Source organism: Gemmata algarum, assembly GCF_034097035.1.
In the GTDB taxonomy this organism is placed as follows: Bacteria; Planctomycetota; Planctomycetia; order Gemmatales; family Gemmataceae; genus Gemmata; species Gemmata algarum.
This window is the reverse complement of the sequence record NZ_JAXBLV010000178.1, coordinates 1-15,418: the sequence shown is the minus strand read 5'-3', so window position 1 is coordinate 15,418 and position 15,418 is coordinate 1. Positions and strand designations below refer to the sequence as shown.

18 protein-coding genes, 2 tRNA genes and 2 pseudogenes are annotated in these 15,418 nt (G+C 67.3%); 1 reads left to right on the top strand and 21 read right to left on the bottom strand.

From position 1 onward, the window contains the following. Window positions 1–222: 222 nt before the first annotated feature. The 18 genes from R5W23_RS14550 to R5W23_RS14465 form a co-directional block, all read right to left on the bottom strand. Window positions 223–702 (bottom strand): hypothetical protein, encoded by a 480-nt coding sequence (locus tag R5W23_RS14550; RefSeq protein ID WP_320686914.1) that lies wholly within the window; start codon window positions 700–702, stop codon window positions 223–225. 70 nt (window positions 703–772) lie between these two features. Continuing rightward, entirely contained in the window at window positions 773–1,429 is a 657-nt protein-coding gene (locus tag R5W23_RS14545; RefSeq protein WP_320686913.1) for an SLOG cluster 4 domain-containing protein, read from the bottom strand. 541 nt (window positions 1,430–1,970) lie between these two features. After that, window positions 1,971–2,312, bottom strand: a complete 342-nt coding sequence (locus R5W23_RS14540; protein WP_320686912.1) for a hypothetical protein — start codon at window positions 2,310–2,312, stop codon at window positions 1,971–1,973. Between the two features lie 89 nt (window positions 2,313–2,401). Next, window positions 2,402–2,857: a hypothetical protein gene (locus R5W23_RS14535; protein WP_320686911.1), complete on the bottom strand. Its 456-nt coding sequence runs from the start codon at window positions 2,855–2,857 to the stop codon at window positions 2,402–2,404. A gap of 371 nt (window positions 2,858–3,228) precedes the next feature. Beyond that, a complete protein-coding gene (locus R5W23_RS14530) occupies window positions 3,229–3,543 on the bottom strand; it encodes a hypothetical protein (RefSeq protein ID WP_320686910.1) in 315 nt (104 codons plus the stop codon). Window positions 3,544–3,658: 115 nt separating this feature from the next. After that, a complete protein-coding gene (locus R5W23_RS14525) occupies window positions 3,659–4,090 on the bottom strand; it encodes a hypothetical protein (RefSeq protein ID WP_320686909.1) in 432 nt (143 codons plus the stop codon). Window positions 4,091–4,156: 66 nt separating this feature from the next. Then, on the bottom strand, window positions 4,157–4,627 hold the full coding sequence (locus R5W23_RS14520; RefSeq protein WP_320686908.1) for a hypothetical protein: 471 nt from the start codon (window positions 4,625–4,627) through the stop codon (window positions 4,157–4,159). A 154-nt stretch (window positions 4,628–4,781) separates the two neighbouring features. Beyond that, window positions 4,782–5,138: a hypothetical protein gene (locus R5W23_RS14515; protein WP_320686907.1), complete on the bottom strand. Its 357-nt coding sequence runs from the start codon at window positions 5,136–5,138 to the stop codon at window positions 4,782–4,784. A gap of 70 nt (window positions 5,139–5,208) precedes the next feature. Then, on the bottom strand, window positions 5,209–5,661 hold the full coding sequence (locus tag R5W23_RS14510) for a hypothetical protein (RefSeq protein WP_320686906.1): 453 nt from the start codon (window positions 5,659–5,661) through the stop codon (window positions 5,209–5,211). 74 nt (window positions 5,662–5,735) lie between these two features. After that, window positions 5,736–6,215 (bottom strand): hypothetical protein, encoded by a 480-nt coding sequence (locus tag R5W23_RS14505; protein ID WP_320686905.1) that lies wholly within the window; start codon window positions 6,213–6,215, stop codon window positions 5,736–5,738. Between the two features lie 115 nt (window positions 6,216–6,330). Then, a complete protein-coding gene (locus R5W23_RS14500) occupies window positions 6,331–6,780 on the bottom strand; it encodes a hypothetical protein (RefSeq protein WP_320686904.1) in 450 nt (149 codons plus the stop codon). 868 nt (window positions 6,781–7,648) lie between these two features. Beyond that, a tRNA-Val gene (locus tag R5W23_RS14495) sits at window positions 7,649–7,721 on the bottom strand. A 9-nt stretch (window positions 7,722–7,730) separates the two neighbouring features. Next, on the bottom strand, window positions 7,731–8,033 hold the full coding sequence (locus R5W23_RS14490; protein ID WP_010037769.1) for a carboxymuconolactone decarboxylase family protein: 303 nt from the start codon (window positions 8,031–8,033) through the stop codon (window positions 7,731–7,733). 14 nt (window positions 8,034–8,047) lie between these two features. After that, complete coding sequence (gene hscB / locus R5W23_RS14485) at window positions 8,048–8,572, bottom strand: Fe-S protein assembly co-chaperone HscB (protein WP_320686903.1); 525 nt, start codon at window positions 8,570–8,572, stop codon at window positions 8,048–8,050. A gap of 97 nt (window positions 8,573–8,669) precedes the next feature. After that, window positions 8,670–9,092 (bottom strand): HesB/IscA family protein, encoded by a 423-nt coding sequence (locus tag R5W23_RS14480; RefSeq protein ID WP_261190214.1) that lies wholly within the window; start codon window positions 9,090–9,092, stop codon window positions 8,670–8,672. A gap of 71 nt (window positions 9,093–9,163) precedes the next feature. Continuing rightward, window positions 9,164–9,598 (bottom strand): Fe-S cluster assembly scaffold IscU, encoded by a 435-nt coding sequence (gene iscU, locus R5W23_RS14475; RefSeq protein ID WP_010037760.1) that lies wholly within the window; start codon window positions 9,596–9,598, stop codon window positions 9,164–9,166. A gap of 65 nt (window positions 9,599–9,663) precedes the next feature. Then, on the bottom strand, window positions 9,664–10,881 hold the full coding sequence (locus R5W23_RS14470; protein WP_010037758.1) for an IscS subfamily cysteine desulfurase: 1,218 nt from the start codon (window positions 10,879–10,881) through the stop codon (window positions 9,664–9,666). Window positions 10,882–10,907: 26 nt separating this feature from the next. After that, entirely contained in the window at window positions 10,908–11,417 is a 510-nt protein-coding gene (locus tag R5W23_RS14465; RefSeq protein WP_261190216.1) for an RrF2 family transcriptional regulator, read from the bottom strand. Between the two features lie 163 nt (window positions 11,418–11,580). Between R5W23_RS14465 and R5W23_RS14460 the strand changes: the two genes are divergently transcribed. Next, window positions 11,581–12,426 carry a glycosyltransferase family 2 protein gene (locus R5W23_RS14460; RefSeq protein ID WP_320686902.1) on the top strand — a complete coding sequence of 282 codons (846 nt, stop codon included), beginning with the start codon at window positions 11,581–11,583 and terminating at the stop codon, window positions 12,424–12,426. Window positions 12,427–12,865: 439 nt separating this feature from the next. Here the strand turns inward: R5W23_RS14460 and R5W23_RS14455 are convergent. The 3 genes and pseudogenes from R5W23_RS14455 to R5W23_RS14445 form a co-directional block, all read right to left on the bottom strand. Further along, window positions 12,866–13,555 (bottom strand): annotated as a pseudogene (locus R5W23_RS14455) (CCA tRNA nucleotidyltransferase); the annotation flags it as partial. Window positions 13,556–13,733: 178 nt separating this feature from the next. Then, window positions 13,734–13,871, bottom strand: a tRNA-OTHER gene (locus R5W23_RS14450). Window positions 13,872–14,103: 232 nt separating this feature from the next. Continuing rightward, a pseudogene (locus R5W23_RS14445) lies at window positions 14,104–15,418 on the bottom strand (hypothetical protein); the annotation flags it as partial.

Below are 15,418 nucleotides of genomic sequence, written 5' to 3'. Positions count from 1 at the left end.
ATGCCCGCCCCCACCAGCCCGTTCGTGAACCGCCGCCGCACCACCACAAGCCCCACCCCGCCGGCGCCGGCCCGGTGGGGGCGGCTCAACACGATACGGGTGGCGGGCCTTGCCCAACTGGCTGTGATCGGGCCGCTTTCGCTCGCTCACCCGATTCCCTCTGTTTGCCGAATAGTAACTCTCACCGGCACCGCCACCACCGGGTGAGTGGTGCGTCCCAAATTAGACGGCGTCAGGTGCTGCGCTGGGTTCGGCGTCTCCGGCGGTGACCTCGCGGACGCGGCCATAGAACACCCGGGGCACTTCGTATGGCAGGTCCAGCCCATCCGGCCACGGCGGGGCAGACAGATCCAGGGTCCGGTTGAACTCGTATGGGTTAGGCACGACATCCTCGACCCCGGCCACTCGGCCCTCGGCGAGTGTGTACCCCAACTCCTTGACCCGGTTCTCGTCGGTGAGGGCGAACCCGGCGGCCAACCGCCCGCGGGTCGGGGCCGCGTAGGTCAGCCGCAGCCGCCCGACCGCCGGCACCTCCCACGCGCACGGGGCCACGATGTAGATGGTCTGCCCGTACCCGTACACAAGCTCGCCGGTCCCGTCCGGGTTGAGCCACAGGGACCGGAGACTGGAATAGCTGCCCGGCGTCGCTCGCCACGTGCCGGCCGACGCGAGCACCTCACGGTCTTCGGCGGCCGTCGCCATCAGTGCGCCTCCGCAGCCGAACAAGAAGCCCATCTGCACCGCCACCACCGGATGAGCGGCGCGTCCCAAATCAGCCGGCGGTGTCAGGCACAGCGCCAAGTTTCGCACTCCCGACTACCGCCTGCCGCACGAGCCGCCCGACCGCGGCAACGACCCGCCCGTGGGGAATGCCCTCGTCAGCCATCAGGTCCCAGTCGACCTTCGAGAGCCCCGGCGGGCAGGTCGTCCGAATGTGCAAGTCGGCGGCGTGGCCCCCCGTGCGGCCGAGAGGGAGGACCGGCACCCGCCGGCCAGCGGCCACGGTCGCTTCATGTGCGGTCCCCGGTCCGCCCTCAACGACCAAGTACACATGCCCGACCCGACCCAGAAGCTCCCGACGGTCGCGGTAATCGGCGCCCGCGCCCAGAGTGACCCCGCTGTCACACGGCCCCGCGCCTCGGGGCAGGAGGTGGAACAAGTTCTCGGGCCGGCCTACCTCCCGTCGCGCCGCCGCGAACGCACGGCCGAACGTCCGCCCCACCCCGTCCATGCCCCCGGTGATCACGACCAGTGCCGCGAACTCGGCCAGTTCGGTGGCGATCGCTTCGCAGAGCGGGTGGCTATCGTGTCCCCAGAACGATGTGCTTCCGATCACCACCAACCGCGGGCCGAGGGCAATGGCGGCTTCCACTTGCTCTGCCTGAACGTCGTAATGGGCACCCATTTGGATCAGTACCTCGCCGAACATCAAGCCCATCGGCACGGGCGGGATTGCAACCAGCTTACCCCGAATCGCGGTGTGCGATGGGAAACAAGTTAAGTGGGCGGGGCCGGCGCCGCACCAGGTTCAGCGCCCGGGACGCTCGGGCGGTACAGCTTGCCGTCCTGCCAGTCGTAGACCGAGAAACCGAGTTTTAGTGACCGCTTCGATGACGGAGGGTAAGACCGTTGCGATATGATCGCGGAGCAACCCGAAGTTAGCGGTCCGCGTGCAACTACGCCAACTCCGCGGCCACTCCCCCGGACACAGCCGCAGCCGCTCGTATGCTCGGGCGGCAGGTGGCCGAAGCACGGACACCGAGCCGTCAGACGATCGATCAACGTCTCGAACGCGCTTGGGGCGAGTTCGGGCTCGTCCGTCAGCCGTCTCACAAAATCCCAAACGTCCACCCCCTCTGGCACGGTCGCGTTGTCGATGGCAAACGTGTAGCTCATGCGAGCCAAAACCTTCTGTTGCCGAACTTACAGCTTACTGCACCGCCATCACCGGATGAGCGGCGTGTCCCAGATCAGCCGGCGGTGTCAGACGCCGCGCCGGGTTCGGCGGGGCCGCCCGCAACCGCGGTGCGACAGGCGATGTAGCGCAGGAGAGCCACGAGGGAACGGGCGCCAAAGTAGCCGCACAGGAGCAGCAGCGCCGACAACGGCCAACTCGCGATTCCTGGGTCGAACGACAAGTAGAGCCTGTCGAGCGCGGCACCCCACCATCGGGCACCGCCACTCGGAGACACGCCCGTCATACTCGAGAAGGCGAAGAGCACGTTGAGGCACCATCCGCTCGCCAGGGCCACCAGCGCGGTGAGCAGCAGACGCACGACCAGCACGCCCGCGCCAACATGCGTTGCCACCATTGCGCCCTCGGTTGCCGAACTCACAGCTCACCGGCCCGGCCGCGACACCCGCGGCCGACCACAGGAACCGGGTAGCGCCGGGAAACAGATCACGTGGCCGGGTGCGGTGCCGCGTCGGGTTCGGCCTGCTTGGACGCTGCAGACAGCTCCGCCCATGACGCTCGCTCGGACTCGTCGCCTTCGGGCGCCTCACCCGCGCAGGCCAGCAGTTCGGCGCCCGCCGCCCCCCGCTCGTTGGCGTCGAGGAGGAGCCGCGCGAGCGACAACCGAATGCTCAGGGTCGGCAGCCCGTGTGCCTCGGCGACGGCTACGGCCCGCCGATACAGAGCCACCCGCTCTGGGCCGTCATCGGCGAAGTCGGCTTGGGTTTCGAGCAGCACCGGATGGTCGCCATGCCGGGCGCGCAAACCGCCCAGCACGTCCATCAGCCCGATGAGGCAGGAGTCATGCAACGTCGGGTCGTCGGCCAAGCTCGCATTGAGCACGGGCAGGGCCGCGGCTTTCACAGCGTCCCACTCGGCTTCGGTGAATGGGAACGGTTCCACGCCGCTCGCGCCTCGGGGTGCCGAACAATGATCTCACCTGCACTGCTCTCATCGGATGAGCGGTGCGTCCCGAATCAGCTGGCGGTGTCCGGTGCCGCGCCGCGTTCAGCGTCCTCGCTGCGGCGCCCAGGCCGACTCGCGCTCGCCGAGGTTCTGGAGCAACTCGGCGAACGACCTGCCCACCCGATGACAGTGCCACTTGCAGTAGCCGTCCGGGCCGAACGAAAAGAATACCGCGTCCGGCCCGTCCAGTCGGAGCCGTACCCGGGACCGTTCGCCCCCGTTCTGCGCCAGGTGGTGTGAGCTTCGCGTCCCAGGACAGCAGAGACGGCGGCAAACGGCCGCAGTGACGGGTTCGGCCCGCGTCGGCTTCACGGCTGACCGGCCACCCGCACGACCGCAGCTGCGATGGCGACCACGCCAACCACAGCTTGTGCGCCTCCGACCCGTCGCCCGTGCCGGGCACGGGCGGCTCGCTCCGCGTCCGCCAGCCCAGGAGCGCGGGCGGACGGGAGGAGGAGGACGGCGAGGAACCCGAGCAGCCCGCTCGGCACCAGCCATGCCCACCCGCCGAACCCCTTCACCCGCGCGACCAGCGGAGGAGCAGCCAGGAATAAGAACGCCGCGAGCGCGATCAGGAGTGCGTGGCCCCACGGCGCTGGGAGGAGCCAGAAACCACTGCCCATCAGTGCGCCTCCGCCGCCGAACTTACAGACCACCTGCACCGCCAGGAACGAGTAAGCGGTGCGTCACAAATCAGACGACGGTGTCAGGTGCAGTACCGGGTTCGGCATGCCTTTGCTACCCCAGCGCCGGCTGCACCGCCGCCCACACCCGCCGCATCGGGACAGGCACCCGGAACTGCTCCTCCGGCTCGTCGTGCCCGAACACCGACCAGTACGCGATACTGCTGGCGTGCAGCCGCGGCCGCGCGCGGAGCAGCGCGGCGACCGCCTGCCACTGCGCCAACTCCTCCACCTCCGCCGGCGGACCGTATCTCGGCACCATGTCATCGACGCACTGGATCAGCATCTCCGCCAGCGAGACGCGCTCATCGTCGGACAACGGCTCGTCGCGGTATACCGCCAGCCAACCGTCGAAGCGAGCCGGGTCGGCGACCTCCCACTCCCAATCCTGCGAGAACGGGTCGATGGTCAGGCCGAGTCGGGCCGCCAGAGCGTCTCGCCCGGCGCAGGTCGGGTAGCGCCGCAGGTGGTCCGGCAGCTCGTCCACCGCCGAAGCCCTCCGGTTGCCTAACTTACCTCTCACCTGCGCCGCCATCATCGGATGAGCGGCGCGTCACAAAGCAGCCGGCGGTGTCAGGTGCGGCACCGTGTTCGGCCGGTCTACGGTCACGGGGGGCCACACGGCTGGCGCCGGGTTCGAGTTCGACGAGCGTGACCACGCCAGCATGAAGGCACCGGCGACGAGAACGGCCAACCCGTCAAGGACGAGCACCGGTCCAAGAGCCACGCGTGCGAACTCCCATTCGACCACCGCCCACGTCATGGCGACGACCGCGACGACCACCGAGACTGATGCCGGAAGCGCCCTCACACGCCGGCCGAGCCATCGCTCCCCGGCCGTCACCACCGCGGCGAACGGAATTCCGACGGCGGCACCGGCGGCCGCCCACAAGATCAGCCCGAGCTCGACCGCACCCCACCCACGGAAGTAGAAGTCCGGCTGCCCATGACGGACCCACACGGCCGCGGCAACCACCGTCCGGGCGATCCCGACCGCGGCGCCGAGCCCTGGGTCGAGCAGCATGCATCGAGCCAACTCGTACACCGGACGGTTCGCGGTTCGTATCCGCGCCTCGTGTTGCCGAACGATGAACTCACCTGCGCCGCCATCATACTGTCAGCGGTGCCATCCAAAGTACATGGCGGTGCCAGGGGCCGCGCCGGGTTCGGCGTCTGCGCTAGCGGGCGAGAACCGCGACGGTGAGCCGCCCGTCAACTGTCTCCAAAGGGACGGCGAGTTGTTCGGCACCCTGTTGCGAGACGAACTGATGGCTCGCCTCTCCCATTCGGTTGCGCCACCGCGCGCCGCCACCTTGCCCCTTGGCTGTCTGGTGCGGCAACCCGCCCCGCCGATACGGACCGGCCAGGTCCGGTGACTGCACCACCCGCCACCCACCCGCGACTTCGAACCCGATGGCATCATCGAGCGTGAGGAGCGGTGGAGGCTCGGGCTGGCGACCCGCGACGGCCAAACCGGCCACCAGCACCACGGTCAGGATCAAGAACGCCACCCCGATTCGTCCGCGCTTCCTCACTCGATCCCCTCCGGGGCCGAACGAACAGCTCACCTGCACCGCCATCATACCGTCAGCGATGCGTCACTAATCAGCCGGCGGTGTCAGGTGCCGCGCCGGGTTCGGCCGGCCCGGGCTCCGCTGCAACCGGCTCCCACTCCCCGGCCCCCTTGAGGTACATACCGGTGAACCCCGCCGCGAGCCACAGGTCTTTGAGCCGCCCCACCAGTTCCGCGTCCTCGCTGATGAAGTGGATGTCCGACTCGTGGCAGAACAGGAACTCGGTCCTCCCGATGCCGTCCTTGACGTGCAGGTTGTCCTTGCCGATGCGGTAGTAGTCCAGCCGCTCGCCCTCGGACATGAACGGCAGTAACCCGCCCAGAGACATCGGCACGTTTTGGTACAACTGCTCGTCCGGGCAGTCGCACCCGAAACCGTAAGCGACCAGCACTTCGGCCGCGCCGAGTGAGCGAATGAACTCGACCACCCGCTCCGCAGCGCGGATATAGTCGGTCCGCGATAGGACCCCGGTTGCCAGCTCCATCCGCAATCGCACCTCCGCCGCCGGACTGATAGCCTACCTGCACCGCCATCACCGGATGAGCGGTGCGTCACAAACTAGCGGGCGGTGTCAGGTGCAGCGCCGGGTTCGGCCGGCTCGCTGGCCCCCACGAACGGCCGCCACGGGCCACCCCGTAGGCTTCGCCAGCTACGAGACTCGCGGTCCGCCTCGTGCGCGTCTGGGTACAGCGTGGCCCACCGCTCCCGGATGTCGGCGACGCTCGCTGGGTCATCCGCGTAGCAGTGGATGTCCGCCTCCTCGCACAGCAGGAACGCTAGCCCGCCACTGTCCGCCTTGAGGAACAGGTCGCTGGCGGCCAGCCGGTAGGCCCCGCGCTCGTCTTGCTCGTCCACAAAGCTGGCAAGGAGGGCGGGGGCGACCAGCACCGGCTCCAGCGGATCGATCTGGTCGTAGTCGCAACCTGCTCCGAACGTTACCAAGACGGCCGGCACACCGACCGCGACGAGGAAGTCGGCGATGGCAGTGACCTCCGCCTCGAACTCGTCCAGAGACAACCGGCCGGTCACCAACTCCACGCTTGTCCCTCTGGTTTGCCGAACAAATAGCTCACCTGCACCGCCATCATACAGTCAGCAACGCGTCCCGAATCACCCGGCGGTGTCAGGTGCAGCGCCGGGTTCGGCCGGGCGCTCAGAATTCCCATCCCCAGTCCCGCAACTGTTTGAGCACCGCTCGGCGACCGAACACTCGCGGCCCGATGTAATACGACTGGTTCTCGCAGATCAAATCGAACGTGTGCCACCAGCGATACTTGACACGCTTCACCGCCGACCGTGGCACGACGATGACCGGACGCCGGTCGGCCTTCTTGATCGGCCAGTCCGGATGTCCGGTCACTTCCGACGGCAGCTCGGACAGGGTCGTAATCTGGTCGTAAACGGTCTTGTCCGACAGGGCGCTCGAAGCGGCGGCGAGCAGGCCGCCAAGCAACCCACCGGATGCGACCGCCGCCCCGGCCGGTGAGAAATACACGACCAGATAAAATGCATCTCGGGAGCCGATCACCCGCCCCCCGTGGTCGTCTCGCAACTGCCCCTTCTTGGCCCGGAAACTCCTCCCGAGGACGACATACTCCGGCATGACGGCTCCGCGCAGGGAACGATTGAATGGAAGGCGCACTCGCAATGGATCAAAAAGCCACGAACGGAACCACGATACCAGCGATCGCGACAACGCCCCCGATCGCGACGGTCGCATACGCTGTGCCCTTGGACGCTTGCCGCTTTTTTCCGGGGGGAGGTTCCTTCAGTCCCTTTACACCCTCAATCACCAAGGCAACACCAGTCAAACAGATCCCTGCCATCGCAACCCATGCCATCCGAGTGCCCTTCTGGTTGCCGAACCCGTGTTTGGTGTACGAGACTTCGCCCAAGCCCAATATCACGCGACCATTTCGCCCCTCGTGCTTGGGGCTCAATTCGGTGCCCCTATACGACGGCTCGAATGCGATTAGACCAGTCCGCAACTGATGCGCCAAGCTCCGAACTGGCTCGGTTGCTCAACGCCTGCGCCGGCGTCTCGCCAAATTAGGAGCGCTGCGATTGCTTCGCGAAGCTCTGCGCCAACTGGGATGAACTCCCGGGGCTTCGCCGACGCCTTGGAGGCGAGTGGAATAACCGTTCATTCGGATTTGAGCCAAAGTGTTCAAAGTCGAACACCTGCCCCCTCCCCAAGGCCCGAAGCAACCGCTCCGCCAGTTTCTACGGCTCCTTCCTCACCCGCATCTTCCTCGTTGGCGGTGCCTCCCAAGGCAACCAAGTGGGACGGAAGGCCGTATTCTGCTCGGGAGAACGGGATTCGCCAAAGGTGATAGAGCCGCCTACTCAGTAGCGAGCGCGGTTGTTACGCTTTTTGGTGGGGTAAATTGGGATGCGGATATGGCACGAGACACGATAGCCGTCTATCGTGAGGTGGGCGCGAGGGCCGGAGTCGATCGGACTTCCGTCAGTGGGCGTTGAGGGACTCGAACCCCCGACTTCCTCCTTGTAAGGGAGGCACTCTAACCGCTGAGTTAAACGCCCTGGTCTCTGTCAACTTATGGCGTGGGTGCCGTGTGTCACCGCCCCGCCCGCCCGCAATGCCGCCGCGACGAGGGTCGCCTCCGTCAGTTCGGCATCCGTCGCACCCGCGGCTTTCGCCTTCTTAACGTGTGCGTCGATGCAATACGGACATTGTGTCGTTACGGCCACTGCGACGGCGATGAGTTCCTTCACTTTGAGCGACAGCGCGCCGTCCTTGAACACCGCCGCGTTGAGCGCATCGAACGCCGCCATCCCCTCCGGCGCGAGCTCCCGCATCGTCTTCAGCTTTTTCATCTGCGCGGGATCGTACACGGGCCGCTCCTTTACTACTCGGCATTGAGATCGCGGATGAGACCACGGATATAGCGTGCCGCGTTCAATAGACCACGAATCCGGGCCAAAAGGTTCACCCGTTCGGGTGAACCTGCCGCAACCGGTTCCAAACGACCGAACGCCGCCGCAACATCATCAAGTATACCGGCGAGGCGGCTGCCGAACGCCTGTTCGAGTTGCTCGGTCTTGGTCGGTGAACCTCTCGCGGCCTCCAGTTCCTCACGGGCATCGAGCATCTCAGCCAGGAAGGCCGGCGGCATTTGCTTCTGCTCGGCCGCACTCGGCCCGCCCATCAGGCCGAGCAAATACTCAGCCCGCAGGAACGGGTCGCGGAGGTTATTGTAAGCCTCGTTGAGTGCGGCCGACAGATCCAGGCTCGCATTCAGGTCGGCGGACGAGCCGGCGAGGTGGTAGTCCGGGTGAACGGCGCGCGACCGCGCGAAATACGCTCGTTCCAGATCCGCGGCATCAACGGCGAACCGCCTCGGAAGGCCGAGGCGGTGAAAGTAGTCGGTCATGGTGTCCAGAGGCCGGCCCGATGCCGCGTGCGTGCGGTGCGGCGAACGGCCCGCTGGCCGCCCGCCGGGAACCAACACAAACGCAGCATCTGCCAGCTTACATGGTGTACGAGCTGCCACAGCCGCAGGTGCTCTTGGCCTGCGGGTTGTTGATCGTGAACCCGCGCTTGTTCAGGTCGTCGTGGAAATCGACCGTGGCGCCGGACAGGTACAGCATGGAGCGCTTGTCCACGACCACCTCGACGCCGTGGAAGTCGAACTTGTGGTCCGTCTTCTCGTCGTACTTGGCGTCGAGGTCGAGCTTGTTCTGGAACCCGCTGCACCCGCCGCCCTGAACCCGGACGCGGAGGTACAGCTTGCCGTCTGGTTCCATCTCCTTGCTCTCGATCATGCTGGCGATGTGCCGCTTCACCTCGGTGGCGGCCTTCTCGGTCACGATGATCGGGGGCGGGCCGGCCGGGGCGTTGCCCGCGAGGCCGAGTTGTTGCGTTTCGGGAGCCGTGGCGGTGGCGGTGGACATTGCGGGTCACCTTTCGTTTAAGGGTGCGAGTCGTTCGGCTGAATGCAGTATACGCTCACCGGCGGGTCACGTTACACCCCGGCCGGCTCGGGCTGCTCCGCGTGTTCGGTCGCGGCAACGTCGGCGTCTTGTTTCTCTTGGTAGTTTTTCAGCGCGGCCTTGATCGCGTCTTCCGCGAGCACCGAGCAGTGAACCTTGACCGGCGGGAGCGCCAGCTCTTCGACGATCTCGGTGTTCTTGATCGCCAGCGCCTGATCGACCGTCTTGCCCTTGAGCCACTCGGTCGCGAGGCTGCTCGACGCGATCGCCGAGCCGCACCCGAAGGTCTTGAACTTCGCGTCCTCGATCACCCCGGTGGCCGGGTTCACCTTGATCTGGAGCCGCATCACGTCGCCGCACTCAGGGGCGCCGACGAGCCCGGTGCCGACCGTCGGGTCCTTCATGTCGAAGCTGCCGACGTTGCGCGGGTTGTTGTAATGCTCGAGAACCTTTTCGCTGTACGGCATGTCGCACTCCTATAAGTTCGATGCGGCGCCCGGCCGCGAAGATTCAGGTCGGCGGATCGGATCGCTCAGTGCCCGGCCCACTCGATCGACTTGAGGTCGATCCCGGCCTGCACCATCTCGTACAGTGGGGACATTTCGCGGAGCCGCGTGACCTCGCGCGTGACCAGCTCGACGACGAAATCCACCTCGGCCTCGGTGTTGAACCGGCCGATGCCGAACCGGATGCTGGAGTGCGCCAGTTCGTCGCCCACGCCCAGCGCCCGCAGCACGTAACTCGGTTCCAGGCTCGCGCTCGTGCAGGCCGACCCGCTCGACACCGCCACGTCCTTGATACCCATCATCAGGCCCTCGCCTTCCACGTAGGCGAAGCTGATGTTGGCGTTGCCCGGGAGCCGCTCGGTCGGGTGCCCGTTCAGGTAGCTCTCGGGCAGCTTCGACATGATGCCGTTCCGCAGCCGCTCGCGGAGGGCGAACGTGCGCGCGACCTCTTCGCCCATCTCGTTCTTGGCGATGTCGCACGCGGTCCCCAGCCCCACGATCAGCGGCACCGGCAGCGTCCCGGACCGCATCCCGCGCTCGTGCCCGCCGCCGTCGATTTGCGGCTCCAACCGCACCCGCGGGTCCTTCTTGCGGACGTACAGCGCCCCGATGCCCTTCGGGCCGTAGATCTTGTGGGCGGTGAGGCTCAGCAGGTCGATGCCCATCGCCTCCACGTCGAGCGGCACCTTGCCCACGGCCTGGACGGCGTCGGTGTGGAACAGCACGCCCTTTTCTTTACACAACCGCCCGATGTCCTTGATCGGTAACAGGCTGCCGATCTCGTTGTTGGCGGCCATGATCGAGACCAGCACGGTCTTCTCGGTCAGCGCCTCCCGCACCTGCTCGGCGTGGACCTGGCCGTACTTGTCCACGGGCAGGTAGGTGACCTGGAACCCGTCGCGCTCGAGGCGTTTGCAGGTGTCGAGCACGGCCTTATGCTCGGTCGCCTGGGTGACGATGTGGTTGCCCTTTTTCTTGTACATCGCGGCAACGCCCTTGATCGCAAGGTTGTTGCTCTCGGTCGCGCCGCTCGTGAAGATGATCTCCTTCGCGCTGGCGCCGATGATCGCGGCGATCTGCCCGCGGGCCGTCTCCACGGCCTCCTCGGCGTGCCAGCCGAACGGGTGGTTGCGGCTGGCCGCGTTGCCGTACTTCTCGGTGAAGTAGGGGAGCATCGCGTCCACCACCCGCGGGTCGGTGCGGGTGGTGGCGTTGTTGTCCATGTAAACCGGCATCTTCGACATAGCGGTTCCGCGTTGAGGGTGTTCTGTCAGGTGCCGACCGCCTGCGCCGGGAACGGTTCGACCGGGGACGTCGGCGAGCAACTGCCCGCCAAGAGCGGGAGCGCGTGGAGGGCGGGGGGGGGGCTCTGTGGGTCGAAGAGTTCCGCAAGCGTCACGTCACGGAGCACGCCCATGAGCCGCTGGTACACCCCGGCCATCGGCCCTTTTACGGTACACGTTGACGAGTGCGAGCACGGTTCGGCCCCGTCCGCGTGGACGGTGTTGCATACCGTGAGCCGGAACCCGTCTTCCACGGTTTCGAGCAGCTCCGCGAGGCTCACGCCGGCGGCGTCGCGGGAGAGGGCGTATCCGCCCTTCACGCCGCGGTGGCTCGCAACGAACCCGTTCTGGCACAGTTCCTTCAAGATGTTCGCCACGAACGACCGGCTCAGCCCGAACTGCTCGGCGATCGCGCGAGCGGTCCCACCGCTCTTGTTCTGGTACAGGTACGAGAGAATCAGGAGGGCATAGTCCGCCTTGCGGCTCAGCAGCGTCACGGCTCGCCCTCGAAGTGGTCAGGTCGTGAATCAGCACTTCACCTGATCTATTTCTAACCTGGTTACCGTATTTGGCAAGTGCTATTTCGGTGGCGGGTGCCCTTTACGTCGCTTCGCCGTCTCGCTATTCCCCGTCCGCCGTGCTGTTTTCCAGGGGGCCGCGATGGGCACGTTCACGCGCACCGGGTTGAGTCTGGTGATCCCGGCGTTCAACGAGGCCGCTGTCATCCGCCGTGCGATTGCCGAGGCCGAAGCCGCACTCGGGCTCTCGTTCGAGCGGTTCGAGATCCTGGTGGTGGACGACGGCAGTTCCGACGCGACCGCCACAGAGGCGAGCGGGGCGATGGAAGCCGCCCCGCACGCGCGGCTGTTGCGGCACCCGACGAACCGCGGGTACGGGGCCGCCCTGCGCACGGGGTTCGAGGCGGCGCGGTACGAACTGGTCGCGTTCACAGACGCGGACTGTCAGTTCGATCTCACTGATCTGGCCCAACTGGCGGAACGCGCGGAGGCCGTGCCGGTGGTGGTGGGTTTCCGGGCGGACCGGAAGGACCCGTGGCGCCGCCGGTTCCTGTCGTGGGGCTACAACGTGCTGGCCCGCGCGCTGCTCGGCACGCGCGTCCGCGACGTGGATTGCGCGCTCAAGGTGTTCCGGCGCGACACCCTGGCGGGGCTGATGCCGGAGTCGCGTGGGTTCTTCGTGAACACGGAGATGCTCACCCGGGCGCGGCAGTTGGGGCTGGAGGTGGCGGAATTGCCGGTCACGCACCGGCCGCGGGCCGGCGGCGAGAGCAAGGTGTCGCTTCGTGAGGTGCCGCGGACCGCGCGAACGCTGCTCAACTTCTGGTGGCACGAAGTGGTGCGCGGCGACCGCCGAACTACGCCGGCGGTGCTTCAGGCGCGGCTCCCGGTTCCGCGAGCAACTGGGTTACCAGGGCGTGACCCTGCTCCTTCGTCGCCGCCCGCCCTTCGAGCTGGGCTTCCCGAACGGCATCGAGCAGGCGTTTGAACGCCGGACCGGGCTTCAGCCCGCGGGCGATCAGGTCCGCGCCGGTCAGCACGGGCGGCGGGTTCAGTTCCTCGGGCGGCGTGTCGCGCAGAACACGCTCGCAGAACTCGACCGGGGCCAAGCTCCCGCCGGTCGCGGTGGCCAGCGCCCGGTGGAGCGCGAGCAAGTCGTCGATGCCCGGGTGAACCAGCAGCGGTTTGAGCTTACTCGGGCGCATGACCTCAGCATCGGTCAGCACGCTCTGGTTCGCTACCAGCCAGCAGAGCCGGTCGCTCTCAACGTTCGAGAGCTTCAGCCGCTCGGCGATGCGTTCCGTGCCCGCTTTGCCGACCGCGTGGAGTGTGGCCGCGAACGCGAGAGGGAAGGGGAGCCGTCCGCCCGCTTCGCTCAGCGCCGCGAGTGCCGCGCTGGCGCGGTCCGCTGAAGGCGTCAGTTCCGGCACAATCGGGTCGATGAGCCCCAGCTCGCGCAGCAGCGCGAGCCCGCGTGTGCGGTTCGGGTGGGCGAACAGCTTCCGCAACTCCTCGGCCACTCGCTCGGCCGAAACCACGCTCACCTGCGGCGCCATTTGTTGCGCGGCGGCGCGGGTGGTGGGGTCGATGGCGAGCCCGAACCGCGTCGCCATGCGGGCCGCGCGCAGGATGCGGAGCTTGTCCTCGGTGAACCGTGCGAAGGGGTCGCCGATCGCGCGCAGCACCTTCGCGTCCAGGTCCGCCCGGCCGCCCACGAAGTCGAGCAGCTCGTTCCGAACCGGGTCGAAGAACATTCCGTTGACGGTGAAGTCGCGCCGCTGCGCGTCCTCTTCGGGCGTGGAGAAGGTGACGGTGTCCGGGCGGCGCCCGTCGGTGTACGCGCCGTCCGACCGGAAGCTCGCCACCTCGATGGTGTGCCAGGAGCCGTCGGACCTCTTCGGCCCGATGACCTGCACCACCCCGAAGTGCGCGCCGATCTCGTTCCGCCGGCGGAACAGCAGGCGCAACTGCTCCGGTCGCGCCGACGTGGCCACGTCGTAGTCTTCGGGCACGAGCCCGAGGAACTCGTCGCGCACGCACCCGCCGGCCCAGAGCGCGGTGAACCCGGCGGACTGAAGGGTGCGGACCACACTGAGGGCAAACTCGCGGTCGGTCATGGGTGCGGAAATAAAAGCGCCCCGGTCGAGCTTTCGCCGGCTCGCCGGGGCTGGGTCCCACTCGCTCGCGCGTGTAGGTGTGCCGTCTCAGGGAGTGCTCACAGTATCCGGTCGCCGGCTTTGAGTTTGTTGACCAACTGCCTTACCGTTAGGCAACCCCCGCGTGGGTCGGGCGAAGCGCGGGGGAATGGATTCGAACCACTATAGGTTGGTTGGAGCCGGTCGTTCGATTGGGCACCTCGGCACGGGTTTGAGCTTGGCGTGACAACCTGAACCTGGGGGCAGCCGTATCGCCTCTGCCGTTGGGCTACCCCGCCAGAAACAAGACAAGAGGAGACAGCGGAAAGGCAAAAACCTCTTCGGTCGCCGTTCGCCTTTCTACTGGCCCCTTTTGACTTCCCAAAGGGAGTGGCGGGGGTGGGACTCGAACCCACACTTTTCTTGGCCGCGGTTGAGCCGGAACCTGATCCTCAGCCTGCACGCCTGTGCGTTATTCATGATGCCGCACGGGGCCGAGAGGTTCAACCCCCGCGCCGGATTTCGGGATTTCAGTCGGGAGTGCGGATGTCGGCCGCCTGGAAGTCCACCCCGATCACCGCCGTAACCGGGACCTCTTTCCCCTTGTACTCGATCAGCCCGCGACGCAACTGCACCCGCCACTGCAACGGCCCTTTTTCGGCCTCGGCGGTGCGGACCAAGTCCGCGCCGGCGGCCGTGAACACCACGTACTCGCGGCTCTCGCCCGGCCGCAGCGGGGTCGCGTCGTTGCCCTGTTGCACCTCGATCTTCTTTTTCACCGCCTTCGGCAACGGCCACTCGATTTCACCGCCGTAGAACGCCCGCTTGCTCGTGACGAGACGGGTGATCGGCTGGTCGTTCGGGGCCTCGCGCCGGGTGAACGCCGGGTCCATCGGTAGGATCGGCAGATCCGGCGACGTGTTCTTGATGTCGAGCGTCATGACCAGCGCCGGGCCGGGGTACATCGTGCGCTCGGCCTCGCGGTCGTCGGCCCCCGCGAGTCGGATCGCGAGCTTGCGCTTCTCGACCTTCGTCGGCTGCACTTCGAGCTGCCCGATGGTGATCGTGCTACCGAGCCCGGCGCGCAACTCGGGCGGCAGCGGGCCGTCCACCGGGAACGTCGCCCGGGTGACCTTCTTCCGGCTTACGGGATCGAACTCGCCGAAGGTGTCCGGGATCGTGGAAAGCGGGTGCCCGGCGGGCGTCCCGGAGCGGAAAAACAGCCCGTACACGGCGGCCACGGTGGCGACGAATGCGTAGCCCGCCAGCACCACCAGCAGTACGGTCTTCGCGCCTGCGGCACCACCGCCGGCGCGACCGGACGCGGCCCGTGTCGGCCGCTCTTCGGGCTCCTCGTCTCGTTCTTTGCGCCTCGTCGTTCGAGGTGGCTCGTCTTCGCCGGTTGCGGGTAGCTCCTCGACGGCGGGTGCGGGCGCGGGTGCGGGTGTCTTCGCGGCCGACTGGATGGCGCTGAGCAACGCGAACGGGTTGTCCAGCGCGGGCGCGGGGGGCGGCGCGGCCGTCGATTTCGGCGGTGACGGAGGCGCGGCTGGCTCGGGCGGCGGTTCGGGTTGGGGTGCGGCGGGGGGGGCGAACGCCGTCGGCTTCGCGACCGGCTGCGGGAGCGGTGCCTTCACGGGCGCCGGCAGGTTCGGGAGCGGGAGGGAACTGCTGAAGGGGTTCGCGGGAGCCGACCCGCTCGCGGCCGGAGGCGGCCCCGCGTCGATCGTGCGCGCGGGCGCCGGGGCGGGCGGGGCCGGATCGCGCGCCAGGGTCCGAAGGCGCGAGGCGGTGCTGGACCCGAACACTTCGTCTTCGGACTCGTGGGGGTCGCTCAGGATGCTG